This window comes from Belnapia moabensis DSM 16746 (assembly GCF_000745835.1).
Lineage (GTDB): Bacteria > Pseudomonadota > Alphaproteobacteria > Acetobacterales > Acetobacteraceae > Belnapia > Belnapia moabensis.
Genome location: NZ_JQKB01000022.1, coordinates 61,533 through 83,564, shown reverse-complemented (window position 1 = coordinate 83,564; position 22,032 = coordinate 61,533). Strand labels below are relative to the sequence as shown.

The following is a 22,032-nucleotide window of genomic DNA, read 5'->3' as shown; positions in this document are numbered from 1 at the left end:
TTCATGAAACCGTGCAGTAACGGGCTGCACGAGTTTGCGACATGACGCGCCGATGACGGGCAGCGGACGGTGTCATGGTTGTTGTAAAGCCATTGACCTCGTCATGACCCGCAAGCGTCATGCTTTGCTGCGATAAGCTCGACATGCTGATCATCTTCAATCCGACTGCCGGGCAGCGGCGACGGCAGCGGCTCGACCGTGCGCTCGCGGTGCTGCGCCGGCTCGGGCGGGATTTCACCCTGGTGGAGACCGGGCATCCGGGCCATGCGGCGCAGCTGGCGCGGGAGGCAGCGGCGGAGGGACGCGGCGTCGTCGTCGCTGCGGGCGGGGATGGGACGATCGCCGAGGTGGCGGCGGGGCTGGCCGGCGGCGGGGCGGCGCTCGGCGTGCTGCCGCTCGGGACGGCGAATGTCTTCGCCTGGGAGCTCGGCATCCCGGTGCGGCCGGAGGCTTCGGCGCGGCTGCTGGCGGAGGGGGAGGGGCGCCTCGTGCATCCGGGGGAGGCGCGCTTCGCGGGTGGCGGAGCGCGGCTCTTCGTGCAGATGCTGGGGGCGGGGTTCGATGCGGCGGTTGTCGCCAATCTCGATCTTGGGCTGAAGCAGAGGATCGGGCGCGGGGCCTATGTCTGGCAGGCAGTGCGGGAGCTGGGGCGCTACCGGTTTCCGTCGCTGCGGGTCGTCTTCGAGGATGATGAGACACGGGTGAGCTCGGTCATCGTTAGCAAGGGGCGGCTCTATGCCGGGCGGCACCTGCTGGCACCGGAGGCGGAGATGGCGCGGCCGGGCTTCCAGGTGGCGCTGTTCCGCGGCTCGGGGCCTGTGGCCGCGGCGGCCTATGGGGCGGCACTGCCCCTCAACCTGCTGCCGCGCATGCCGGGCCTCGTGCTGCGGCATGCGACTTGGCTGCGCATTGAGGGCGAGGGCGTCGCCGTGCAGACGGATGGCGACCCGGTGGGGCGGCTGCCGGTGGAGGTGCGGGCGGCGCCGGCGCCGCTGCGCGTCGTGCTGCCGCGGGTGACGGGGGTGGCGTCGGCGGCTTAGGCTCTTCTTTCAAAGGGGAGGAGAGGCCGATGAAGCCCATTCGTGTTGCGACCTTCGACGGGCCGGGGGCGCCCCCCGTCATCCGCGAGGTGCCCTGGCCGAAGGTCGGGCCGAAATCGGCGCTGATCCAGATCGGCGCCTGCGGGGTCTGCGGAACCGATCTGCATATCCTCAAGGGCCATTGGCCGAAGCCGCTGCCCTGGCCCTTCACCCTCGGGCACGAGATGACCGGGATCGTCCGCGAGATCGGGCCGGAGCTGAAGACGGATTGGATGGACCTGCCGATCACCGTCGGGTCCAAGATCATGGTCCCGCCTTTCATGCCCTGCGGCGAGTGCTACTACTGCAAGCACTATCCGGAGAATTCCAACCGCTGCCAGACGCCGGTCTATTACGGCCGCTATCTCGGCTTCGACCGGCCGCCGCATCTCTGGGGCGGTTGGGCGGAGTATGTCTATATCGATCTCGAGGCGCTGCCGGGGACGAAGATCTACAAGCTGCCGGAGAGCATGCCGCTCAGGCTCGGGGCGCTGTCGGAACCGCTGACTTCCTGCATCCGCGGGTTCGCACGTGCCCAGAAGATGGGGTTGTTCCGCTGGGGTGACACGGTTGTCATCCAGGGGAGCGGGCCGATCGGCATCCTCGCCATCGCCGCGGCGCGGGAGATGGGGGCGGGGCGGGTGATCTGCGTCGGCGCGCCGGAGGAGCCGCGGCTGGCGCTGGCGCGGCGCTTCGGGGCGGAGGCTACGGTGGACATCGAGGCTTACCCGACCTCGGAGGCGCGGGTGGCGCGGGTGCGGGAGATCGTCGGCGGCTATGGGGCCGATCTGGTGATGGATTGCACGGGGCATCCCGCCGCGGGGCCGGAGGGCGTCGAAATGCTGCGCGACGGGGCGGCGCTGATCGAGATGGGGCAGTTCACCGATGCGGGGAGCATCGCCACCAACTGGCACCGCTTCGTCGCCAAGGATGTGGTGATCATCGGCTCCTGGGCCTTCACCGAGAACGACCTGGCGCTCGGCATCCGCATGCTCGACCGGGCGCGGGACCGTTACCCATGGTATGAGATGCAGACGATCTATCCCTTCGACGAGGACGGGGTCGGGCGGGCGGTTGCCGATGCCATGGCAATGCGGACGGTGAAGAGCACCATCGTGCCCTTCCCCGAGTTGCTGGAGGCCTGACTACTCGGCCGCAGCGAGGATGCGGTCCATCGCCTCGGTGCGGCCGAGGGCGGCGAGGACCACATCGATCGGCGGGCTCTGGGTGCTGCCGCTGAGGGCGATGCGCAGCGGTGTGGCGACCTGGCCGAGCTTCATCCCCTTCACATCCGAGTAGTCGCGGAGCCAGTTCATGATCTCCGCCTGCTCCCAGGGGGCGTCGGTGAGGAAACGGGCGAGGTCGGTGAGCAGGGCCTTGGCCTCCGGCGTGAGCTGGGTGGCGGCCTTCGGGTCCATCGGGGGCGGGCCTTCCTGGGCGGCGAAGGCGGCGGCGGAGGTCAGCTCCTCGAGCGTCTTGGCGCGCTCCTTCAGTGCCGGCATCAGGGCGCGGACGCGGTCGCCGCCGAGGGTGCCGTAATCGATCCCTCGCGCTGCGAGGCGCCGCAGCACGTCCTCGGTCAGGCGGGCATCGTCTGCGGCGCGGAGATAGACGCCGTTAAGATGGGTCAGCTTGGCGTAGTCCATGCGCGAGGCGGCGCGGCCGACATCCTTCAGGTCGAAGAGCGAGATGGCGCGGTCGCGGGGGACGTATTCCTCATCGCCATGGCCCCAGCCGAGGCGGAGGAGGTAGTTGCAGACGGCCTCGGGGAGGAAGCCCTGGGCCTCGAACTCCATCACGCCGACGGCGCCGTGGCGCTTGGAGAGCTTGGCGCCATCCGCGCCGTGGATCAGCGGGATATGGGCGAAATGGGGGCGGTGCCAGCCCATGGCGTCATAGACCAAGCACTGGCGGAAGGTGTTAGTCAGGTGGTCGTCGCCGCGGATGACATGGGTGATGGCCATGTCGTGGTCGTCCACCACCACGGCGTGCAGGTAGGTCGGCGTGCCATCCGAGCGGAGGATGATCATGTCGTCCAGCTCGGTGTTGCGGACCTCGACGCGGCCCTGGACGAGGTCCTCGACCACGGTGGAGCCCTCGCGCGGGGCCTTCAGGCGGATGGCGGGCCTGCGGTCGGCGGGGGCCGCGGCGGGGTCGAGGCCGATCCAGCGGGAGCCATCATACTTGAACGGGCGCTTGGCGGCCTCTGCCTCGGCGCGCATCGCCGCCAGCTCCTCCGGCGTGTCGTAGGCCAGGTAGGCGGCGCCGCGCGCCAATAGCTCCCGCGCGACCTCGGCATGGCGGGCTTCGCGGCTGCTCTGGAAGACCGGCGGCTCGTCCGGGCTGAGGCCGAGCCAGGCGAGGCTGTCGAGGATCTGCTCGACGGCCTCGCCGGTGCTGCGGGCTTTGTCGGTGTCCTCGATGCGCAGCAGGTACTGGCCTCCATGGTGACGGGCGAAGAGGAAATTGAAGAGCGCAGTGCGCGCCCCGCCGATGTGCAAGAAGCCGGTCGGCGAGGGAGCGAAGCGGGTGCGGACGGTCATGACCTGCCTGGGTGGTGGCGGCGCTCGCCGGCCCGCCAATTTGCTGCGTTGCAACAGAAAGCGGGCTGGCGGCCGGTGGGTTGGTGGGCGATCGGCCCTTCGGCCCGAGAATAGACCGGGCCGCACAGCTTGGGAAATGGAGGCTTCCGCACGCCCGTGGGGCCGAATCGGGCACCGATGCAACCCTTGTGCGGCGCGGCATGAGGCACGAATCGATGTCAACCTGTGCTGACATCTTAAAGTACAACTTTAACGCTCTCTCATTCTTTAGCTTCACGCAATGGTTGTAAATATGGTTCGGGAGCGTAGTATTCCCCGCGAAAATGTCCTCAGCTGCTGCTCGGCCAGCCCCTCAATGGCCCGGCAGGCTCGCATCGACGGCCGCGTGGAAAAACCTCCTCGTGGACGAACGCCCCCGGCTTGCCTTGTGGTTGGCCGTGGCCCTCGGTGCAGGCGTGCTGGTCTATTTCGCTTGGCCGTCGGAACCCTCACCGGCGGCCAGGTGGCTTGCGCCTCCCCTCTCGCTGCTTGCGCTCTGGATTGGGGCGCGACGGCCCTTGGCTGGGTTGCTGCTCGGCCTGATGGCGGCAGCGGTAATGGGCTTCGCCCTGGCAAGCTGGCAGGCGGGACGGATGGCGCCGCTGCAGGAGCCGCCACGGACGGCGACGATCCTCACTGGGGAGGTCGCGGAAGTTGAGCTGCTGCCTGAGGGGCGGCGGGTGACGCTCCGGGCGGCGCACTTCGGCACCGGTCCGGAGGAAGAGCGGCTCGTGCGGGTGCGGCTGAAGGCCGCCGATCCGGCGCGGCCGGAGCCGGGCGACCGGCTCAAGGTCCGGGCGATGGTCCGGCCACCAGGGGCGCCGACGCATCCGGGTGGGTGGGATTTCCAGCGGGCGGCCTATTTTTCCGGCCTCGGCGGCAGTGGCTATGCGCTCGGCATGGCTGAGGTGGCGCCGGGCGAGGCGCGGCCGCTCTTCGCCGGGTTGCGGGCATCGATCGAGCAACGGGTGGCGACGGCGCTGCCAGGGTCGACCGGGGCCATTGCCGCGGCGCTCATCACCGGTGGCCAGAGCGCCATCCCGGCCGGTGACCTCACCGCCATGCGCGATTCAGGGCTGGCGCATCTGCTTTCGGTCTCCGGACTGCACATCGTGGCTGTGATGGGCCTTGCCTTCACCCTAGTGCGCTGCGGCTTCGCCTTCGCCATGCGGTTGCCGGGAAAGACGATCGCCGCGGTGGCGGCACTGGCGGTGGGGGCGGGGTATCTCCTGCTCAGCGGAGCGCAGGTGCCGATGCAGCGGAGCTTCGCCATGGCGGCCTTTACCACCCTGGCGTTGCTGGCCGGGCGGCGGGCCCTCAGCCTGCGGGTCCTTGCGCTGGCGGCGGCGACGGTGATCGTGGTGCAGCCGGCGGCGCTGCTGGGGGCGAGCTTCCAGATGAGCTTCGCTGCGGTGCTGGCGCTGGTCGCCGGATGGGAGTGGCTGCGGCCGCGCCTGCCCAAGGCCAGTAGGCGGGCGGCTTGGCAGAGAAGGGCGGCGCTGGCGCTGTTCGGAGTGGTGGCGACCTCGGTACTGGCGGGGCTGGCCACTATGCCCTTCGCCCTGCACCATTTCGGCCGGGTGCAGCTCTATGGCGTGGTGGCGAATGCGGTGGCGGTGCCGATCACCTCGCTGCTGGTGATGCCGTCGGCGCTGGCGGCGGTGCTGCTGATGCCCTTTGGGCTGGAGGGCTTGGCCCTCGCACCGATGGGCTGGGGAGTGGAGGCGATCCTCGGCGTCGCGCGGCTGGTCGCTGCCTGGCCGGGGGCAGCGCTGGCGGTGCAGCCGATCCCGGCCTGGGGCCTCGCTCTTTGTGCCTTCGGGTTGCTCTGGCTCTGCCTGTGGCGGACGGGATGGCGGCTGGCTGGGATTCCCCTGCTAGCGATGGGGCTATTGAGCGGGGCGGTGGACCGCCCACCGGATCTGCTCGTTTCGGGCGACGGACGGCTGATCGGGTTGCGGGCCGGGGAGGCGTTGTTCCTGCAGCGGCAATCCGGTGCTGCGGCCTTCATTCGGGATGACTGGCAACGGAGGCAGGGCGGCGGCAGCATCGAGGCACTGCCGCGCGAAGGCGAGATGGCGGAGGGCGTGCTGCGCTGCCGCACCGGGGCTTGCGCACTGCGGCCCGATCCAGCGGGGCCGGAGGCGGTGCTGCTGCGAGGTGAGGCACCGCAGGCGGCCTGTGCCAGTGCCGCCGTGGTGGTTTCGTCCGAGCCGGTGCGCGGCGCCTGTCTGGCCCAGGTGGTCGATCGCTTCGCCGTATGGCGGGATGGGCCGCATGCTATCTGGCTCGACCGTGACGGGGCCCAGGTGGTCAGCGACCGGGCCTGGCGCGGCAACCGGCCCTGGGTGCCGCCGGTGCCGAGCCCGCAGGGGTTGGCCTCGACGGCGCCGGTGGCCGCAGTGGAGTAACCCAGGCGCTCAATAGCGGCGGAGCAGGCCGATCAGGCGGCCCTGCACCTTCACCCGGTCTGGGCCGAAGATGCGGGTTTCATAGCGCGGGTTGGCCGGCTCCAGCGCGATGGAATTGCCCTTGCGGCGCAGGCGCTTCAGCGTGACCTCGTTCTCATCCACCAGGGCGACGACGATGGAGCCGTTATCGGCGATGTCGCCGCGCCGGATGATGACCGTATCGCCGTCGAGGATGCCGGCCTCGACCATGGAGTCGCCGGATACCTCGAGGGCGTAATGCTCGCCACTGGTGAGCAGGGCAGCCGGGACCTCGACGCTGCTGCCGCTGTCGCGCAGCGCCTCGATCGGAAGGCCCGCGGCGATGCGGCCGTAGAGGGGAAGCTGGACGGCCGCCGCCTCATTCGCCGCGCGCTGGACGCCAGCGAGGTTGGGGGCGAAGCGGCCATGGATGACATTCGGCGAGAAAGTCGCGGCCGCGGGACCCGCGGCGGCGGCCGGCGCGGGCTCCGCGGCGCGGCGTGGGGCGATGTTCTCCGGCAGGCGGATGACCTCGAGCGCCCGGGCGCGATGGGCGCGGCGCTTGAGGAAGCCGCGCTCCTCGAGGGCGGTGATGAGGCGGTGGATGCCGGATTTCGACTTGAGCTTGAGCGCGTCCTTCATCTCCTCGAAGGAGGGGGAGAAGCCGGTCGCGCGCAAATGCTTGTCGATGAAGATCAGCAGCTCATGCTGCTTGCGGGTAAGCATCGTCCCCTCCGTGGGCTGGCCCTGCGCGTGGATGGCGAACAAACCACGAATCGCAGCGATGTTCTACGGAAGTTCCATCATTCGGTCAACAGGATCGAATCAAAGCCCCAAATCGCCAAGCGGAATCACCTCGACCGGGGCGCCAGCGGGCAGAGCCGCGGCACCGGGGGCGCGGAGGATGAGGGCCTCGGCGCGGGCCAGGGTCTTCATCATGGAGCTATCCTGCACGGGGAAGGGGGTGGCGAGCGGGACGCCATCGGGGCCGGGATGCAGGGTGGCGCGGAGATGGTCGAAGCGGCGATCGTTCTCAGGCAGGTCGGTGCCGGCCAAGGCCCGGATGGTGCGCGGTGCGGCGCCGGGAAGACCTGAGAGGCGGTCGAGCGCGGGGAGCAGGAAGAGCACGCTGCAAACCAGGGCCGAGACCGGGTTGCCAGGCAGGCCGAGAACCGGCGTCGGGCCGAGCCGTCCCCAGATCAAGGGCTTGCCGGGCCGCATGGCGATCTTCCAGAAATCGAGGGTGAAGCCCTCCGGCCCGAGGGCGCTCTGCACCAAGTCGTGGTCGCCGACGCTGGCGCCGCCGCTCGTCACCAGCAGGTCGCAAGCGCGGGCGGCGCGGGCAGCCTCGGCGATGGCCTGAGTGTCGTCCGGCGCGATGGGGAGGATGAGCGGGTCGCCGCCGCCGGAGCGGACGAGGGCGGCAAGGGCATGGGCGTTGCTGCTGACGATGCCGCCGGGCGGGATCGGGTCGCCGGGGAGGGCAATCTCGTCGCCGGTCGCCAGGATGCCGATGCGGGGGGCGCGGTGGACCGTCAGCCAGGGCGTGTTGGCGGCGGCAGCGAGGCCGATATCGCGGGCGGTGAGGCGGCGGCCGGCGGGCAGCAAGGTCTCGCCCTCGGTGAAATCGAGCCCACGGCGGCGAATCCAGCGTCCGGGGCGGACTGCTTCCTTCACCAGAACGGTAGCGGCGGTGGCTTCGGCGTCTTCCTGAAGGAGGATGGCATCGGCGCCGAGTGGGACGAGGCCGCCGGTGAAGATGCGGACGGCTTGGCCGGAGCTGACCTCGCCAGCAAAAGGGTGGCCGGCGGGGGCGGTGCCGATGACGGCGAGGCGGGCGCCCTCGGTGGCCTCGGCGGCGCGGACCGCGTAGCCGTCCATGGCCGAGACATCGGCGGGGGGCTGGGTCAGCCGGGCGAGGACGGTGCGAGCGAGGACGCGGCCCCAGCCGGCGGACAGAGGCACGGTCTCGGCCGGGGTGGCGGCGAGGGCCGCTAGAATGCGGGTTCGCGCGTCCTCGACCGAGATCATCACTCTGCCTCGTAGGTACCTGATTTACCGCCGGACTTTTTGACGAGGCGCACCGCTTCGATGCGCATGCCTCGATCGATCGCCTTGCACATGTCGTAGACCGTCAGGGCGGCGACGGTGACGGCGGTCAGCGCCTCCATCTCGACGCCGGTGCGGCCAGTGAGCGCGACGGTGGCCTCGATCTCCACCGCGTCCGGCCCGACCGGGACGAGGTCGACGGCGACCTTGCTCAGCATCAGCGGGTGGCAGAGCGGGATAAGGTCGGCGGTGCGCTTGGCCGCCATGATGCCGGCGAGCCGGGCGACGGCGAGGACATCGCCCTTGGCCATTTGGCCCTCGACGATGCGGGCGAGGGTCGCCGGGTCCATCACGACGCGACCGCGGGCGATGGCCTCGCGCCGCGTTTCAGCCTTGGCCCCAACATCCACCATGGCGGCGCGGCCTTCCGCGTCGAAATGGGTGAGGGGGCGAGCCTCGGCCATCAAAGGGCCTGGACGAGCTCGGAGGCGGCGGCGGTGACGTCCGACTGGCGCATCAGGCTTTCGCCGACCAGAATGCAGCGGGCGCCGGCATCGGCCATGCGGCGGACATCGGCCGGGTTGCGGATGCCGCTTTCGGCGACCGGGATGCGGTCGGCGGGGATCAGCGGCACCAGCTCCTCGGACGTGGCAAGATCAGTCCGCAAGGTCTTGAGATTGCGGTTGTTGATACCGATCAGCCGGGTCTGCAGGCCGAGGGCACGGTCTAGCTCGGCGCGATCATGAACCTCGGCGAGAACGCCCATGTCGAGGCTGCGGGCGATGTCCTCAAGCTCCTCGGCCTGATGGTCGGAGAGGGCGGCCATGATGAGCAGGATGCAGTCGGCACCCATCGCCCGAGCCTCGAAGACCTGCCAGGGATGGACCATGAAGTCCTTGCGCAGCACGGGCAAGGTGCAGGCGGCGCGGGCGGCCTTCAGGTGGTCGGCATGGCCCTGGAAGTAGGGCGCATCGGTCAGCACCGAGAGGCAGGAGGCGCCGGCGCGGGCATAGTCCTCGGCGAGGGTGGCGGGCTCGAAGGGGTCGCGGATCAGCCCGCCTGAAGGGGAAGCACGCTTGATCTCGGCGATGAGGCCGACCCGGCCATCGGCGACGGCTTGGCAGAGTGCAGTAACGAAATCTCGGGGCCGGTCGGCAGCGCGGGCCTGGCGCTCGATCTCAGAGAGGGGGGTGGCGGCGGACCGGGCGCGGACCTCCTCGTACTTGTCGGCGAGGATGCCGGAAAGGGTGTCCGGCACGGCCTGCGGGTCGGGGAGGATCAGATGAGGGGCGTTCATGCTGCAGTGGCGTCCTTCAGGCGGGCCAGTACGGCAGAAGCGGCCCCGCTGTCGATGGCCGCCGCGGCTCGCGCCGCGCCGGATGCTAGATCGGTATCGCGCCCCGCAACGACCAGGGCCGCGGCGGCATTCAGCAACACGATGTCGCGGTAGGGGCCGGGGGCGCCATCCAGCAACGCGGTGAGGGCGAGGGCGTTCTCGGCCGGCTCGCCGCCGCGGATGGCTTCGGGAGGCGCGCGGCGGAGGCCGGCATCCTCGGGGGCGATGGTGAATTCGCGGATCGTGCCACTTTCGAGGGCGACCACATGGGTTTCGCCGGAGAGGGCGATCTCGTCGAGGCCCTGGCCATGGACCAGCCAGGCGGCCTCGGTGCCGAGGCGGGCGAGGGTCTCCGCCATGGGGCGGAGCCAGGCGGCGTCATAGGCGCCGGTCAGCTGGCGGCGGACGCGGGCCGGATTGGCCATGGGGCCGAGCAGGTTGAAGATGGTGCGGGTGCCGAGCTCAACGCGGGGGCCGGCGGCATGGCGCAGCGCTGCGTGGTGGCGGGGCGCCATCAGGAAGACCATGCCGGTGGATTTCAGCACGACTTCCAGCCGGTCGAGTGGGACGTCGAGGTCGATGCCGAGGGCGGCGAGTGCATCAGCGGCGCCGGAGCGGGAGGAGAGGGCGCGGTTGCCGTGCTTCGCCACCGGCACGCCGCAGCCGGCGACGACCAGCGCCGTCGCCGTCGAGATGTTGAGGCTGCCTGAGGAATCGCCGCCGGTGCCGACGATGTCGATGGTGCCAGGGGGCGCTTCGATCGCCGTCATGCGGGCGCGCATGGCGCGGACGGCGCCAGTCATCTCGGCCACGGTCTCGCCGCGGACACGCATCGCCATGAGCATGCCGGCGATCTGGGCGGGGGTCGCCTCGCCGGCCATGATGATGCCGAAGGCGGCCTCGGCCTCGCTCTCCGCCAGGCGCTCGCCGGCGGCGAGGCGGGCGAGAACCGGCTTCAGCGTGTTCACGCCGGCACCCGCGCCTTGGCGAGCAGCAGGAAATTCCGCAGCAGGTCGTGGCCGTGCTGGGACGCGATGCTCTCCGGGTGGAACTGCACGCCCCAGATCGGCAGGCTGCGATGGGCGAGGCCCATGATGAGGCTGTCCTCGGTCCAGGCGGTGGCTTCGAGTTCGGCGGGCAAGTCGTCGCGGCGGACGACGAGGGAGTGGTAGCGCGTGGCGCGGACCGGGCTCGGCAGGCCGGCGAAGAGGTCGGTGCCGCGGTGATGCACGTCCCAGACCTTGCCATGCACCGGATCGGGAGCGCGAATGACGGTGCCACCGAAGGCTTGGCCGATGGCCTGGTGACCGAGACAGACTCCCATCAGCGGCACGCCGGCCGAGGCGGCGGCGCCGATCAGCGGCAGGCAGACGCCGGCCTCGTTCGGCGTGCAGGGGCCGGGCGAGAGCAGGATGGCCTCCGGCTGCATCGCCAGGGCCTCCTGGCTGGTCAGCGCATCGTTGCGCCGTACCTCGATCTCCACTCCAAGATCGCCGAGGAAGTGATAGAGATTGAAGGTAAAGCTGTCGTAGTTGTCGATCAGCAAAATCATGGTTTCGGACTTTCGGGCCGGGCCGCGGCCGGGTCAAGCGCGGGCGGCGGCGGGGCCGGCGGCGCGGGCGGCCTCAGGGGAGGCAAGGCCGGGCCACTGATGACGTCGAAGTCGAAATCGCTGCGTTGCATGGGGCCTCCTGGGTGGTTCGGGGGCCGGCACCGCTGGCGGGAGGTGCAGAGACGAAAAAGCCGCCAGCGTGTGGCGGCTCCTGCGGGTCTGCGTGGGTGCGCTGATCCTAGGCCGCCGGTGTATACCAGCGGTACCAAAATCGCGTGGCGGGGATCGCGCTCTGCACCATGGCGGTAGTCGTGCCATGGCCGCGCGTGCCGTGCAAGGGGATCAGAAGCCGTAGAGGCGTGCCGGGTTGTCGACGAGGATGGCCTGGCGCTGGGCAGGCTCCGGCGCCCAGTCGCCGAGGGCGTCCATCAGAACGCCGTCATCCGGCACCTCCTCTGGCGAGGTGAGGGAGGGATGGGGCCAATCGGTCCCCCAGACGCAGCGCTCGGGCGCAGCCTCGATCATGGCGCGGGCCATGGCGGCGACATCGGCGTAGGGCGCACCGGCGGTAGAGGAGCGGTAGCCGCAGAGCTTGGCCCAGGCGCCGCCGCGCAGCAGCCGAAGCAGGGCCTGGAAAGCTGGATGATCAAGGCCTTGGTCGCCGGACTTCACGCCGCCCATATGGTCGATGACCAGCGGGCAGGGCAGGCGAGCCAGGACGGGCTCCAGCGCAAGCATTTCAGTGGGATGCGCGTAGAGCTGCATGTGCCATTCGAGCTCGGCGAGGCGGGCGCCGAGAGCTTCGATCTGCGCAAGAGGTGTGCCGTTGCCGCTCACCGCATTGAAGCGGACGCCACAGGCGCCGCGCCCGGCCATGGCGCGGAGGGCAGGGAGGCCGAAGCTCTCGTCGACGACGACCACGGCGCGGGCGCGGTCACGGCCAAGCGCCTCGACCGCATCGAGGGTCACCGCATTGTCGGTGCCGTAGATGCTCGGCTGGACGACGACCGTGCGCGCCAGGCCAACGCTGTCGCACATTGCTCGGTAGGCGGCGATGGAGGCTTCGGGCGGGGTATAGGAACGGCCGGGCGAGAGCGGGTAGCGCTCGTAAGGGCCGAAGATGTGCATGTGGCAGTCGGTCGCGCCGGCCGGCGGTTGCCAGTGCGGGCGGCTGGTGACGGCGCGGGCGCCGGGGCAGGGGCGGGTCATCCGCGGCGGCCCGCGGCGAAGCGCACGGCCTCCTCCGCCGCGCGGAACAGGGCGCGGGCCTTCTGCTGAGTTTCCTCATATTCGGCGACGGGGTCGCTATCCGCCACCACGCCGGCACCGGCCTGGACGTGCATCACCCCATCCTTCACCAGCGCGGTGCGGAGGCCGATGCAGGTGTCCATGCCGCCATCGGCGCCGAAATAGCCGAAGCCGCCGGCATAGATGCCGCGCCGGGAGGGCTCCAGCTCCTCGATGATCTGCATGGCGCGGACCTTGGGGGCGCCGGTCAGCGTGCCGGCCGGGAAGCCGCCGGCGAGCGCGTCGACGGCGGTGAGGCCGGGGCGGAGCCGGCCGCGGACCTCGGAGCCGATATGCATCACCTGGGAATAGCGCTCGATCTGGAACTGGCTCGGCACGCGGACGGTGCCGATGGCCGAGACGCGGCCGACATCGTTGCGGCCGAGGTCGAGCAGCATCAGGTGCTCGGCCCGCTCCTTGGGGTCGGCCAGAAGCTCGGCCTCGAGCGCCTTGTCCTCCTCAGGCGTGGCGCCGCGGCGGCGGGTGCCGGCGAGGGGGCGGATGGTCACCTCGCCGTCGCGGAGGCGCACCAGGATCTCGGGCGAGGCGCCGACGGCGGCGAAGCCGGCGAAGTCGAAGAAGAAGAGGAAGGGCGCCGGGTTGATCCGCCGGAGCGCCCGGTAGAGGGCGAAGGGCGGCAGCGCGAAGGGCACCGAGAAGCGCTGGCTCGGGACGACCTGGAAGCAGTCGCCGGCGCGGATGTAGTCCTTGGCGCGCTCCACTGCGGCGATGAAGCCCTCGCGGGTGAAGTTGCTGGAGGGCTCGGGCAGCCGCGGCAGGCTGACCGGGGCGGCGGGGCGGGGCAGCGGGCGGTCGAGCGCGGCCTCGGCCTCGTCGAGCCGGGCCTGGGCGGCGTCCCAGGCGGCCTGCGGGTCCTGCCCCGGCTGCGGCCAGGCGGTGGTGAAGAGGCTCAGTGCGTCGCGCACATGGTCGAAGACGGCGACGAGGGTGGGGCGGACCAGCACCGCATCGGGCACGCCCAGAACATCCGGTGCGGTCGAGGGCAGGCGCTCCATCAGCCGGACCATGTCATAGCCGAGATAGCCGAAGAGGCCGACGGCGATGGGCGGAAGGCCGGGCGGCAGGGTCATCTGTGCCGCGGCGATGGCGGTGCGGAGGCTCTCCAGCGCGTCGTCGCCGGCAGGCTCGAAGGCGTGCGGGGCGGCGAGCGCATGGCGGTTCACCTCGGCGCGGCCGTCGCGGCAGCGCCAGATGAGGTCCGGCTCCAGCCCGACGGCGGAGTAGCGGCCGCGGGCGGCGCCGCCCTCGATGCTCTCCAGCAGGAAGCTGTTGGGCTTGCCGGAGGCAAGCTTCAGGAAGACCCCGACCGGCGTGTCCAGATCCGCCACCCGCTCGCGCCACAGCACCTGGGCCTGCCCGGCGGCAAGACCAGCGCTGAAGGCGGCGAAATCGGGGGAGGACATGGCAAGTGCTCCGGGTTCAGGGTTGGGCGAGGCTGTCGAGCAGGCGGGCGTTGATGCGGACATCGGCCCGGTTGCGCAGGCCGGCGACGTACTCCGTCTCTAGGTCGCCGGCCATGGCCTGGCTGGTCTCGGTCTTGAGGCGCGCCAGGGCGGCCGGGTCGGCAGCGGGGTCGGGGCGGGTGACCTCCAGGAGCTGGGCGACGGCGAAGCCGTCCCGCGTCCGCGCCATGGTGGGCTCGTTCGCCTTCAATTCGAAGAGCGGCGCGAGGATCTCGGCCGGCACCGGCCCGTCACGCTGGTCGCGGGTGATGGCGCCGAGCTCGCGGACACCGAAGCCGGCCTCGCGGGCGGCCTCGGTAAGGGTCTTGCCGCCCTTCACGGCAGCGAGCAGGCCGGCGGCGCGCTCTTCCATCTCACGGCGCTTGGCATCGGCGATGAAGGCCTCGCGGACCTGGGCCTCGACGCTTTCGAAGGGGCGGAGGGCGGGGGACGTGACCTCCTTCACATCGACGGCGACGAAGCCGGCCTCGGTCTCGGCAAGGCGGGGGGCGGCGCCCTTCTCCGTCGTGAAGACGGTGCGCAGCAGGGGCGCGCGGGCGGCCTCGATCACGGGCAGCTCGACCGGCTTGCCCTCGGGGTCGAGACCATTGGCATCGGTGCGAATGGTGGCGAAGCCGAGGTTGAAGCGCTGGGCGACCTCGGCGAGGGTCGCGCCGCCGGCCAGCGCGTCCTCCACCTGGTTGGCGCGCTCAAAGGCAAGGTCGGCGGCCTTCTCGGCGGTGAGGTCGGTGCGGAGCTGATCGCGGACTTCGGCGAGCGGCCGGGTGGCGCCTAGCTCGATGCCTTCTACCTTGAGGACGTGCCAGCCGAAATCGGTCTTCACCGGGGAGGTGACGGTGCCGGGCGCGGCGGCGAAGGCGGCTTCGGCGAGCTGCGGGAAGGGCAGGCCGGCGCGGTCGATGGCGCCGAGTTCCACTGCCTGGCCGCCGGCGGCTTCGGCCTCGCGGGTGACGGTGGCGAAGTCAGCCCCGCCCGACCAAGCGGCGGCGATGGCCTTGGCCTTCTCCTCGTCCTGGACGAGCACCTGCTCCAGCTTGCGGCGTTCGGGCGTCTCGAACTGGTTGCGGCGGGAGTCATAGGCGGCGGCGAGGTCGGCGTCGGAGACCTCGATCTCGCGGCTGATCCGCTCGGCTGTCAGCACGGCGACGCTCGCCTCGCGGTATTCGGGGCTCGAGAATCGGTCCGGATTGTTCTCGTGGAAGCGGCGGAGCTGAGCGTCCTCCGGCGCCGGGGGCTCGGGCGCGGCCGAGAGGGGAAGGGTGACGAGGCTGGCGCTGCGCTGCTCCTGCTGCCATTGCAGCAGCGGGTTGGCCAGCGCATCCGGCACCACGGCGCCGGAGCGGACGGCGAGCGCCAGCTGCTGCCGGGCGAGGTCGGCGCGGACCAGGGCGAGGAAGCCGGCCTCGGTCAGGTCGTTGCCGCGCAGGAAATTCTCGAAGACCGGGCGCTCGAACTGGCCGCTCATGCCGCGGAAGCCCTGGATCGAGAAGATGAAGTCGCGCACCGCCTGGTCCGGCACGGCGATGCCGAGGGTCGTGGCCTCGGCACGGAGGACGCGGTCGAGGATCAGCTGCTCGATCGCCTGCTGGGCGACGGCGCGGCGGATGCGCGGGTCGTTGTCGAACTGGCCGCCGAGCTGGCGGGAGATGCGCTGCATCTCGCGGCGGATGGCGGCCTGGGCCTCATCGATCTCGATCGGCTCGCCATTCACCCGAGCGACGGCATTGTCCCGACCGAAATTGCGGATCGTGTCTTCAATTCCCCAGACGGCGAAGGAGCCGATCAGCAGGATGAAGAGCAGCTTGGCGACCCAGGTCGAGGCGAGCCGGCGGAGAGCGGTGAGCATGATGGTCCGTCTGTGATCCGGGCGGGGTGCATAGCGGAGGCATCGGCCGTTGCCAAACCTGTTGGTCGCGGATACCCGATTTAGGCCAACAAAGAGAGGATGCCGCCATGACCCCCGGAGTGCGCCCGTTGATCGCCGGCAATTGGAAGATGCACGGGACCCTGCGCGAGGCCGGGGCGCTGGCCGAGGGGGTACGGGCCGGGGCAGTGGGCGCGCGGGCGGAGCTGCTGGTCTGCCCGCCCTTTCCCTATCTGGTACCGGTCAGTGGCGCCTTGGGGGCCGATGTCGCGCTCGGTGGGCAGGATTGTCATGCGGCGGCGAAGGGTGCCCATACCGGCGACGTGGCGGCGGCGATGCTGCGGGATGTCGGGGCAAGCTATGTGATCCTCGGGCATTCCGAGCGCCGGGCGGATCACGGCGAGGCGGATGCCGCGGTGCGGGCCAAGGCGGAGGCGGCGCTGGCGGCGGGGCTCACTCCCATCGTCTGCGTCGGGGAGAGCGAGGCGCAGCGGCTGGCGGGCGAGGCCGAGGCGGTGGTGACGCGGCAGCTCGATGGCAGCCTGCCGGATGGGTTCGCGCAGGCGGGTGGGGTCGTGGCCTATGAGCCGGTCTGGGCCATCGGCACCGGAAGGACGCCGACCGAGGCGGAGATCGCTGCCATCCATGCGGCCATCCGCGCCAATCTGGAGGGGCGGTTCGGCCAGGCGGGCAGCGGGCTCCGTATCCTCTATGGTGGGTCGGTGAAGCCGGGGAATGCGAAGGGCATTCTTGCCCTGCCGCATGTCGACGGGGCGCTGGTCGGCGGGGCGAGCCTGGTGGCCGCGGATTTCCTGGCGATCGCGGCGGGGGTGCCTGACGCCGCGTGACGCCGCTGCTCATCGGCTCGGAGATCTACCGGCACTCCTCCTATGGGCCGAAGCATCCGCTGGCGATCCCCCGCGTCTCGACGGCGCTCGACCTGATCGAGGCGCTGGGCTGGCTGCCGCCGGCCGGGTGGATCGAGGCGCCCAGGGCGACGCCGGCCGAACTCGCACGGTTTCATGCGCCGGACTACATCGCCGCCTTGCAGCGGGCGGAGGCCACGCAGCGGGCGACGCCGGAGGATCAGGCGCGCTTCCATATCGGGGCGCATGGCAATCCGGTCTACCGGGAGGTCTTCTCCCGGCCGGCGACGAGCGCGGGCGGGTGCATGCTGGCCGCTCGGCTCACCGCGGGGGGTGGGGTGGTCTATTGTCCGGGCGGGGGAACGCATCACGGGCGACCGGACCGGGCGAGCGGCTTCTGCTACCTCAATGACCCGGTGCTCGGGCTGCTGACCTGGCTGGATGCCGGGCTCGACAATGTCCTCTATGTCGATATCGACGCGCATCACGGGGATGGGGTGCAGGACGCTTTCCATGACGATCCGCGGGTCTTCACCCTCTCGGTGCATGAAGAGGGGCGCTGGCCGCGAACAGGGGCGGTCGAAGATCGGGCGGGCGGGGCGGCGCGCAACCTGCCGGTACCGTCGGGTTTCAACGATTCCGAGATGCTGTGGGTGCTGCATGGGGCAATCCTGCCGGTCGCGCGGCGGCTGCGGCCGCAGGCGATCATGCTGCAATGCGGGGCGGATGCCCTGGAGGAGGACCCGCTCTCGCGGCTCTCGCTCTCCAACAATGCGCATTGGGGGGTGGTGCGGGCGCTGATGGGGCTGGCGCCGCGCCTCCTGGTGCTCGGCGGTGGCGGGTACAATCCATGGACGGTCGGGCGGTGCTGGGCTGGGGTCTGGGCGGTGCTCAATGGCTACGACATTCCGGAGCGGCTGCCGCCGGCGGCGGAGCAGGTGCTGCGGGCGCTGCGCTTCGGACGGGCGGCGGGGCGGAACCCGCCGGAGCACTGGTTCACCACGCTGCGGGATGCGCCGCGGCCAGGGGTCGTCAGGGCGGCGGTGCAGCGGGTGGTGGCGGCCGTGGTGCGGGACCTCGACACTATCGCGGTTCGGGAGCGTTGAGGGTCCTTCTCCGCGACAGGACCTAACATGCCGAGGCTTAACCCCCGCCTGATCGATACCGGCAGCCCACCCATTCCCGAGATCCAGGCCTGGGGCCGAAGCTATGATGGGCGGCATGGGCCGCTGATGAACCTCTGCCAGGCGGTGCCTGCCTATCCGCCGCCGCCTGAGATGTTGGAGCGACTGGCCGCGGCGGCGGGCAGTGTCGAGGCCGCCGCCTATGGGCCGATCCAAGGCGATCCGGTGCTGCGGGAGGCCTATGCGGCGCATCTGCGGGACCTCTACGGGGGCGGGTGCGGGGCGGAGCATGTCGCCATCACCGCCGGCTGCAACCAGGCCTATTTCGTCACCATGATGGCGCTGGCCGGGCGGGGCGATGCGGTACTCGTGCCGACGCCCTGGTACTTCAACCATGCGATGACGCTCGACATGCTGGGCATCGAGGCGCGGGGCCTGGCTTGCGGCCCCGGCTTCCTGCCGGACCCGGAGGCGGCGGAGGCGCTGATCGACGGGCGGGTCCGGGCCATCGTGCTGGTGACGCCGAACAACCCGACCGGGGCGGTCTATCCGCCAGAACTCATCGCGCGGTTCCATGCGCTGTGCCGGCGGCGCGGAATCTGGCTGGTGCTGGACGAGACCTATCGGGACTTCCTGCCGCCCGGGGCCGGGGCGCCGCATGGGCTGCTCCGAGGCGAGGACTGGCCGGAGAATCTCATCCAGCTCACCAGCTTCTCCAAGTCCTTTGCCATTCCAGGGCATCGGCTGGGTGCGCTGGCGGCGCCGGAGGTGCTGCTGCCGCAGCTCAGCAAGGTGATGGATTGCGTCCAGATCTGCGCCAACCGGCCCGCCCAGGCGGCGCTCGCCTGGGGGATCGAGGCGCTGACCGGCTGGCGCGAGGCGAAGCGGGCGGAGATGGACGAGCGGGCGCGGGCCCTGCGAGCTGGCTTCGAGGGACTGGCCGGATGGCGGCTGGAGGCGCTCGGGGCCTACTTCGCCTATGTGCGGCATCCCTTCGGCGCCGCCTCGGCCTGGGATGTGGCGCGGCACCTGGCGACGGAGCACGGGCTGATGGCGCTGCCGGGCCCGGCCTTCGCCGGGGAGGAGCGGCACCTGCGCATCGCCTTCGCCAATGTCGATGCGGCGGCGATCGCGTCGTTGCTGGGGCGGCTGCGGCAGGTGGCGGAGGAACGCCCGGTCCTCGCCGCGGCGGGTTGATGGGTCAGGCCGCCGGAAGCTCCAGCACCATTCGTGCGAAGGCCTCCGGCGCCTCCTGCGGGAGGTTGTGGCCGATGCCCGGAAGGATGCGGCGCTCATAGGCGCCGCTGAAATGGCGATGATGGGTGGCGGAGGCTTCGGCAGGGCCGACGCCATCGGCGCCGCCATGCGGGGCGATGGTCGGGACGGCGATGCGGGGCTGGCGGGCGAGGGCGGCCTCGATCGGCTCCAGCGCCGGGTCGCCTTCGGCATAGCCGAAGCGGTGGCGATAGGACTGGATAACTACCGGGACGAAGTCCGGGTTGTCGAAAGCGGGCGCGCTGGCGGCGAAGGTAGCGTCGTCGAAGTGCCATTCGGGGGACCAGAGGCGCCAGAGCAGGCGGGCGATGCCGTGCCGGTCGGCCTCCAGCCCGGCGCGGCCGCGCTCGGTGTGGAAATAGTACTGGTACCAGAGTCGGTGTTCCTGCTCGGGAGCGGCCGGCTTCACTGAGGCGGCGATGTCCTGGATGTTGTAGCCGGTGCAGGAGACGAGGCCGGCGACGCGCTCGGGCCAAAGTGCTGCGACGATGCAGGCGGCGCGGCCGCCCCAGTCATAGCCGGCCAGCGTCGCGCGGGGGATGGCGAGCGCATCGAGCAGGTCGAGCAGATCCTGGCCGAGAGCGGCCTGCTGGCCGGAGCGGGGCGTGTCGGCCGAAAGGAAACGGGTCGCGCCATAGCCGCGCAGATAAGGGATGATGCAGCGGAGGCCGGCTGCGGCGAGGCGGGGGGCGACCTCGGCATAGGCCTGCGGGGCGTAGGGGAAGCCGTGGAGCAGGAGCACCGGCGGGCCATCGGGCTGGCCCTGTTCCGCATAGGCGATCTCGAGGCTCGGGGTGCGGATGGTGCGGAGCGCTTCCATGTGGGGAGTATGGCGGGCGCGGCGCGGCGGTGCCAAGCTGAACACCATGCTTCGACGCTCCCTTCTTGGCCTTACCGGCCTGCTTTTCGCCACCCCCGCTCCCGCGCAAAACCAGCCGCAGCCGCGGCTGCCGGAGGAGAAGCTCGTCATCGTCACGCGCGACGGCAAGCGGCATGAGTTCCGGGTGGAGATGGCGCTGACCACAGAGCACCAGATGGTCGGGCTGATGTTCCGCCCGAGCGTCGGGCCGGATGAGGGGATGCTTTTCGACTGGGGGCAGCCGCGCGAATCCAGCATGTGGATGCGCAACACCATCACCTCGCTCGACATGGTCTTCATTACCGCGGATGGGCGCATCCACCGGATCGCCGAGCGGACGGTGCCTTATTCGCTGGCCGCCATCGACAGCCGCGGACCGGTGCGGGCGACGCTGGAGCTGGCGGCGGGGACGGCCGAGCGGCTGGGGCTGCGCGTCGGTGACCGGGTGATGCAGCGGATCTTCAACAACGCCGACTAGAGGCGCGGCGGCAGCATCGGCACTCGCCCGACAAGCGGGATGGGAGCGTTGCGATAGGCCAGGAGGCCACGGCCGCTGCCCGGATTTGTGTTGGCGATGATGGGTGCGCGGTCGGATCCGTTCGAGAGCATGAAGCCGCCGCCGGGCTGGCTCGGGCGGAAGAGGGGCAGCACCACCTGCGGCGCAGGGGCGGGGCGCGCCTGCTCCTGCGACCAGGCGGCGGCGATGCGGGCGCGGTAGGGCTCGGCATATTCGGGCGTCTGGGAGTGATAGGCGGCGGCGGCGGCCATCCAGTCGGCGCGGGTGGATTTCAGCTCGGTGAGGAAGCGGGCGGCGTAGCGGGCATTGGCGAGCGGGTCGAAGGCCTCCTCAAGGCTGGCGAAGGCGTTCGGGTGATGGCGGAGGTTGATCTGCATGCAGCCGATATCGATGGAGCGCACGCCCTGGGCCTGCAGCGACCGGACGGCGGCAATTGCTGCCGCCTTGTCGGGGAAGAAGCTGCCGCGGCCCTCGGCATTGATGGTCCAGGGCCAGGCTTCGACCGTGCCGGTCGCCTGGTCGCGGCGGCCGGATTCGACGCGGGCAATGGCGGCCAGCAGCCGGGGCGGGAGGTTGGCATCGCGTTCCACGGTGGCGATGGCGGCGGCGCAGGGATTGGGTGTTGCCACCGCGGCCAGGGGACGCAGGAGTAGCGCCAGGAGGAACAGGAGACGGTAGGGCATCGCTCGGCATCCCAGGCCCGCGCCATGCGGGCGGCGGGGGATACCAGCGCAAGGGGCGTGCCAGGATTGCCCGGGCAGTTCATGCTGGCCCCTGAGGCAAGGGGTCCAGGGGCCTTTCGGCCCTTGGCGGGGGTGGGTTCGAGAGGAGCGGCGCCCCTCTCGATGTCAGGCTGTCGCCAGCACCTGGCTGCGCCGGGTCCAGCCCCGCGGCACCGGGTCGATGGCCGCCTCCGGCTGGCGGGCGTTGCGGGCGGTCTCGACCGCAGCCTGGCTCGGCTCGAAGGCGACGTAGCCGCGGCCCCAGACGGTGCGGATCATCTCCGCCGCGCCGCAATCGGCGAGCTTGCGGCGAAGCTTGCAGACGAAGACGTCGACGATCTTGCTGTCGGGCGCCATGCCGTCGGCATAGAGGCTGCTCATGAAGCGCTCCTTGGTCAGGAGCACGCCCTTGTGCAGCATCAGCGTCTCGAGGAAGTCGAACTCGCGGGCGGTCAGGTTGACGCGGCGGCCATCGACGACGGCGGCGTGCTGCGCCTGGTCGAGCGTGACATTGCCGCAGACCAGGCGGGCGCTGGCATGGCCGCGGGCGCGGCGGGCGAGGGCCTGGAGGCGGGCGGCGAGCACGCGGAGATGGATCGGGTTGGCGAGCACGTCATCGGCGCCGGCATGGAGCAGCGCCTCCTCCTCGGCCGGCTGCGGGGTGCGGCCGCAGAGCACGGCGACGGGCAGCTTGAGGCCGCGGCGGCGGAGATCGGCGATGGCGGACTGGGCCTCGCGGACGGAGCCGTCGATGCGCAGGATGAGGCCATCATACGGGCCGCTCAGCGCCAGGGCGGAGGGCAGATCGTCGAGGGCGTCGATATCGTCGCAGCGGAGGCCGAGATCGGCAAGGCCCGCGACGAGGGTCGCGGCATTGGCCGAAGGGGAGGCAAGGAGGATATGCATGCTCTGCTCCGCCGCTGGGTCATCTAGGACGCTGTTGGTGATCACAGGATAGTGTGCAGGAGATGGAATACAATCCAATTCGCGTGAGACGTGTGTGGGTA

General features: G+C 70.9%; 20 protein-coding genes. 7 read left to right on the top strand and 13 right to left on the bottom strand.

From position 1 onward, the window contains the following. Positions 1–143 precede the first annotated feature (143 nt). Complete coding sequence (locus EP26_RS15630; RefSeq protein ID WP_043339783.1) at positions 144–1,040, top strand: diacylglycerol/lipid kinase family protein; 897 nt, start codon at positions 144–146, stop codon at positions 1,038–1,040. A gap of 29 nt (positions 1,041–1,069) precedes the next feature. After that, positions 1,070–2,224, top strand: coding sequence for a zinc-binding dehydrogenase (locus EP26_RS15625; protein WP_043339750.1), 1,155 nt, complete (start codon positions 1,070–1,072; stop codon positions 2,222–2,224). Here EP26_RS15625 and gltX read toward each other — a convergent pair whose 3' ends face one another. Further along, on the bottom strand, positions 2,225–3,622 hold the full coding sequence (gene gltX, locus EP26_RS15620) for a glutamate--tRNA ligase (protein WP_043339748.1): 1,398 nt from the start codon (positions 3,620–3,622) through the stop codon (positions 2,225–2,227). It abuts the gene before it with no gap. A gap of 401 nt (positions 3,623–4,023) precedes the next feature. Here gltX and EP26_RS15615 point away from each other — a divergent pair, with 401 nt between their 5' ends. Next, positions 4,024–6,072, top strand: a complete 2,049-nt coding sequence (locus EP26_RS15615; RefSeq protein WP_043339747.1) for a ComEC/Rec2 family competence protein — start codon at positions 4,024–4,026, stop codon at positions 6,070–6,072. A gap of 9 nt (positions 6,073–6,081) precedes the next feature. Here the strand turns inward: EP26_RS15615 and lexA are convergent, their stop codons facing one another. The 9 genes from lexA to EP26_RS15570 form a co-directional block, all read right to left on the bottom strand. After that, positions 6,082–6,816: a transcriptional repressor LexA gene (gene lexA / locus EP26_RS15610; protein WP_043339781.1), complete on the bottom strand. Its 735-nt coding sequence runs from the start codon at positions 6,814–6,816 to the stop codon at positions 6,082–6,084. A 99-nt stretch (positions 6,817–6,915) separates the two neighbouring features. Then, positions 6,916–8,121 (bottom strand): molybdopterin molybdotransferase MoeA, encoded by a 1,206-nt coding sequence (locus tag EP26_RS15605; protein WP_043339745.1) that lies wholly within the window; start codon positions 8,119–8,121, stop codon positions 6,916–6,918. After that, positions 8,121–8,603 carry a cyclic pyranopterin monophosphate synthase MoaC gene (gene moaC / locus EP26_RS15600; protein ID WP_043339743.1) on the bottom strand — a complete coding sequence of 161 codons (483 nt, stop codon included), beginning with the start codon at positions 8,601–8,603 and terminating at the stop codon, positions 8,121–8,123. Before moaC ends, EP26_RS15605 begins: the two co-directional genes overlap by 1 nt. Next, positions 8,603–9,436 carry an indole-3-glycerol phosphate synthase TrpC gene (gene trpC / locus EP26_RS15595; protein WP_052389237.1) on the bottom strand — a complete coding sequence of 278 codons (834 nt, stop codon included), beginning with the start codon at positions 9,434–9,436 and terminating at the stop codon, positions 8,603–8,605. Before trpC ends, moaC begins: the two co-directional genes overlap by 1 nt. Then, complete coding sequence (gene trpD, locus EP26_RS36255; RefSeq protein WP_043339742.1) at positions 9,433–10,443, bottom strand: anthranilate phosphoribosyltransferase; 1,011 nt, start codon at positions 10,441–10,443, stop codon at positions 9,433–9,435. Before trpD ends, trpC begins: the two co-directional genes overlap by 4 nt. Next, positions 10,440–11,027, bottom strand: a complete 588-nt coding sequence (locus EP26_RS36250; protein ID WP_043339741.1) for an anthranilate synthase component II — start codon at positions 11,025–11,027, stop codon at positions 10,440–10,442. Before EP26_RS36250 ends, trpD begins: the two co-directional genes overlap by 4 nt. 342 nt (positions 11,028–11,369) lie before the next feature. After that, positions 11,370–12,236 (bottom strand): amidohydrolase family protein, encoded by an 867-nt coding sequence (locus tag EP26_RS15580; RefSeq protein ID WP_043339740.1) that lies wholly within the window; start codon positions 12,234–12,236, stop codon positions 11,370–11,372. Beyond that, positions 12,233–13,738, bottom strand: coding sequence for an anthranilate synthase component I (gene trpE / locus EP26_RS15575; RefSeq protein WP_043339738.1), 1,506 nt, complete (start codon positions 13,736–13,738; stop codon positions 12,233–12,235). The genes EP26_RS15580 and trpE overlap by 4 nt, the downstream gene beginning before the upstream one ends. A gap of 16 nt (positions 13,739–13,754) precedes the next feature. After that, a complete protein-coding gene (locus EP26_RS15570) occupies positions 13,755–15,644 on the bottom strand; it encodes a SurA N-terminal domain-containing protein (protein ID WP_043339736.1) in 1,890 nt (629 codons plus the stop codon). A gap of 119 nt (positions 15,645–15,763) precedes the next feature. Here EP26_RS15570 and tpiA point away from each other — a divergent pair, with 119 nt between their 5' ends. From tpiA to EP26_RS15555, 3 genes are read left to right on the top strand one after another with little or no spacing between them, the layout of a single operon-like run. Next, complete coding sequence (tpiA, locus tag EP26_RS15565; protein WP_211259454.1) at positions 15,764–16,510, top strand: triose-phosphate isomerase; 747 nt, start codon at positions 15,764–15,766, stop codon at positions 16,508–16,510. Beyond that, on the top strand, positions 16,507–17,634 hold the full coding sequence (locus tag EP26_RS15560) for an acetoin utilization protein AcuC (protein ID WP_043339734.1): 1,128 nt from the start codon (positions 16,507–16,509) through the stop codon (positions 17,632–17,634). The genes tpiA and EP26_RS15560 overlap by 4 nt, the downstream gene beginning before the upstream one ends. A gap of 27 nt (positions 17,635–17,661) precedes the next feature. Then, complete coding sequence (locus tag EP26_RS15555) at positions 17,662–18,849, top strand: aminotransferase (protein ID WP_052389236.1); 1,188 nt, start codon at positions 17,662–17,664, stop codon at positions 18,847–18,849. 4 nt (positions 18,850–18,853) lie between these two features. Here the strand turns inward: EP26_RS15555 and EP26_RS15550 are convergent, their stop codons facing one another. Beyond that, positions 18,854–19,795, bottom strand: a complete 942-nt coding sequence (locus EP26_RS15550) for an alpha/beta fold hydrolase (RefSeq protein WP_245624418.1) — start codon at positions 19,793–19,795, stop codon at positions 18,854–18,856. Here EP26_RS15550 and EP26_RS15545 point away from each other — a divergent pair. Beyond that, the gene (locus EP26_RS15545; RefSeq protein ID WP_043339778.1) at positions 19,794–20,264 is read left to right on the top strand and encodes a DUF192 domain-containing protein; all 471 of its coding nucleotides are present in this window, start codon (positions 19,794–19,796) and stop codon (positions 20,262–20,264) included. The genes EP26_RS15550 and EP26_RS15545 overlap by 2 nt on opposite strands. On the opposite strand, the gene EP26_RS32020 is transcribed toward EP26_RS15545, so the two are convergent. After that, positions 20,261–20,986, bottom strand: a complete 726-nt coding sequence (locus tag EP26_RS32020; protein WP_052389235.1) for a transglycosylase SLT domain-containing protein — start codon at positions 20,984–20,986, stop codon at positions 20,261–20,263. The genes EP26_RS15545 and EP26_RS32020 overlap by 4 nt on opposite strands. 165 nt (positions 20,987–21,151) lie before the next feature. Further along, positions 21,152–21,931 carry a response regulator transcription factor gene (locus tag EP26_RS32015; RefSeq protein WP_157033560.1) on the bottom strand — a complete coding sequence of 260 codons (780 nt, stop codon included), beginning with the start codon at positions 21,929–21,931 and terminating at the stop codon, positions 21,152–21,154. Positions 21,932–22,032 lie beyond the last annotated feature (101 nt).

Bases quoted from the DNA above. Each gene is read 5' to 3' on its own strand.
- moaC (WP_043339743.1), bottom strand. From the start codon at position 8,603: ATGGCCGAGGCTCGCCCCCTCACCCATTTCGACGCGGAAGGCCGCGCC.
- EP26_RS15630 (WP_043339783.1), top strand. From the start codon at position 144: ATGCTGATCATCTTCAATCCGACTGCCGGGCAGCGGCGACGGCAGCGG.
- EP26_RS15605 (WP_043339745.1), bottom strand. From the start codon at position 8,121: ATGATCTCGGTCGAGGACGCGCGAACCCGCATTCTAGCGGCCCTCGCC.
- EP26_RS32020 (WP_052389235.1), bottom strand. From the start codon at position 20,986: ATGCCCTACCGTCTCCTGTTCCTCCTGGCGCTACTCCTGCGTCCCCTG.
- trpE (WP_043339738.1), bottom strand. From the start codon at position 13,738: ATGTCCTCCCCCGATTTCGCCGCCTTCAGCGCTGGTCTTGCCGCCGGG.
- trpC (WP_052389237.1), bottom strand. From the start codon at position 9,436: ATGAACGCCCCTCATCTGATCCTCCCCGACCCGCAGGCCGTGCCGGAC.
- EP26_RS15555 (WP_052389236.1), top strand. From the start codon at position 17,662: ATGCCGAGGCTTAACCCCCGCCTGATCGATACCGGCAGCCCACCCATT.
- EP26_RS36250 (WP_043339741.1), bottom strand. From the start codon at position 11,027: ATGATTTTGCTGATCGACAACTACGACAGCTTTACCTTCAATCTCTAT.
- lexA (WP_043339781.1), bottom strand. From the start codon at position 6,816: ATGCTTACCCGCAAGCAGCATGAGCTGCTGATCTTCATCGACAAGCAT.
- EP26_RS15550 (WP_245624418.1), bottom strand. From the start codon at position 19,795: ATGGTGTTCAGCTTGGCACCGCCGCGCCGCGCCCGCCATACTCCCCAC.
- EP26_RS15580 (WP_043339740.1), bottom strand. From the start codon at position 12,236: ATGACCCGCCCCTGCCCCGGCGCCCGCGCCGTCACCAGCCGCCCGCAC.
- gltX (WP_043339748.1), bottom strand. From the start codon at position 3,622: ATGACCGTCCGCACCCGCTTCGCTCCCTCGCCGACCGGCTTCTTGCAC.
- EP26_RS15545 (WP_043339778.1), top strand. From the start codon at position 19,794: ATGCTTCGACGCTCCCTTCTTGGCCTTACCGGCCTGCTTTTCGCCACC.
- EP26_RS15625 (WP_043339750.1), top strand. From the start codon at position 1,070: ATGAAGCCCATTCGTGTTGCGACCTTCGACGGGCCGGGGGCGCCCCCC.
- EP26_RS15570 (WP_043339736.1), bottom strand. From the start codon at position 15,644: ATGCTCACCGCTCTCCGCCGGCTCGCCTCGACCTGGGTCGCCAAGCTG.
- EP26_RS32015 (WP_157033560.1), bottom strand. From the start codon at position 21,931: ATGCATATCCTCCTTGCCTCCCCTTCGGCCAATGCCGCGACCCTCGTC.